The organism is Lysobacter antibioticus HS124 (genome assembly GCF_000336385.2).
Taxonomy (GTDB): Bacteria; Pseudomonadota; Gammaproteobacteria; order Xanthomonadales; family Xanthomonadaceae; genus Lysobacter; species Lysobacter firmicutimachus.
In genome coordinates this window covers 1-1,557 of the sequence record NZ_HG424558.1, presented here as the reverse complement: position 1 = coordinate 1,557, position 1,557 = coordinate 1, and the positions used below count along the sequence as shown (strand labels likewise).

Annotated in this window: 2 protein-coding genes; both read left to right on the top strand. The window is 63.2% G+C overall.

Going from position 1 to position 1,557, the window contains the following annotated elements; all coding sequences use genetic code 11:
* A partial coding sequence (locus tag TX83_RS18325; protein WP_141233565.1) for a DUF3489 domain-containing protein occupies positions 1–326 on the top strand: 326 nt, incomplete at its 5' end.
* Positions 327–817: 491 nt separating this feature from the next.
* Positions 818–1,453 (top strand): hypothetical protein, encoded by a 636-nt coding sequence (locus TX83_RS18320; protein ID WP_064749425.1) that lies wholly within the window; start codon positions 818–820, stop codon positions 1,451–1,453.
* The last annotated feature ends 104 nt before the right edge of the window (positions 1,454–1,557 follow it).

Sequence of the window (1,557 nt, the reverse complement as noted above, 5' to 3'; positions counted from 1 at the left end):
CGAAGGCCGCCAGCCCGGAGGCCAAGGCCGACGCCAGCGAGGCAATGCAGCCCCAACCCGGTCAAGTCGCCCCAATGCCGACGCCTGCGCACCGTCGGAACCGGCTGGATCTGGTGGTCGGCCTGCTCAGCCGCCCCGAGGGCGCGACCATCCCGCAGATCATGGCGGCGACGAACTGGCAGGCGCACTCGGTGCGGGGGTTCTTTGCCGGCACGGTCCGAAAGAAGGGCTACTCGCTGACTTCTACTAAGGAAGGAAAGGCAGAGCGGGTGTACCACATCCTGGCCGAGACCGAGCAGCCCGGTAGCGGCAGCGCAACCGGGTAGGCCGACGGTGAGCCGGGCGATGCCCGGCCCACTATCCGACACCTGTCCACGAGCGCGGGGTGCAGCAACGCGCCCGACGCCCAGATAGACCCAGCGGCGAAGTGTCGTTCGGCGGCGGCGACCTTCTGTTTTCGGCCGTAGTTGCAGGCCCGGATACACCATCACAACCGTCACCACCGTCACGGGAGCATCCCGCTGGCCGACGTTCTTGTTGTTCGTCCCTAGCCGTAGGTGCGGATACACCATCACGACCGTCACGACCATCACGTCGGTCTCGCCCGCCTGTGGACTTAAGTTTTTTCGTAGCCTCGGGTTACCCATTTCGCTATCAAACTGTCTACGCCGAACCAATCGGTGATGGTTGTGAGGGTGGTGACGATTCATCTGGACCTGCGATTAGCGGCAAAGAACAGAAGATCGAGAGGCATGCGGGCTTGTGCTGGAAGGTCATCGTCACCATCGTCACGAGTCCCCCCATAGCAGGACCGACCATGACCTCCGCAGACACCCCACCTTCGCCGATCCACGCTGACCAAGCGAACCTGACCGGCACCGTTTGTATCGATTACGCGGTCGCGCTCTGGAGCGGAATCACGCTCGAGGAGTTGGACTCGATGTACGCCAGCCACGACATCTTCGAGGTTAAGCGCTCGGCCCTCATCAGCGCCCTCCGGGATGGACGGCTGGAATGGTCGGATTCCGGCGCAGGCGGAGTGCCGGGCAAGGAGTCGGCCACTGGCTCGTCCGTGGATGATCTGATCAAACAGGGACGCGTTGGTATCCATGAGCACAGCCTGCGGTTCTGGCTTGCGCAGATCGGATTCAGCGAACTACAAGATGTCCCCCTTCGGAAGAGTCGCGCAGCAGACTGGTCGCGCGGGAGCGCTGCTGTCGATCTGAATCGCGACATCGTCATCGCTGCAATGGCCGACCTGCTCGCCGAGGCGGCGCCCGAGACCTACGCGGTCGCCGGCCGCCCCAACGCCGCACAGATTGGTCTCGCCATCGACGTCCGGACGAAAGAGTGGTTCGGACCGGATGTCCAAGGCTTCTCCTCTTCGCGCAAGACGGTCTCCACTGCTTTGCGCCGCGCCCAACAAGAAGTCCCTACCCGACGCTGGAACTGACAGAAAAATGGCATGCCAGAATTTTTCTGGCATTCGCCACGATCACTGACGGGCTGCTCCTAGTCTGCCGCTTCCCCCGGCAGACCCCGATGGAGCTCCATGAC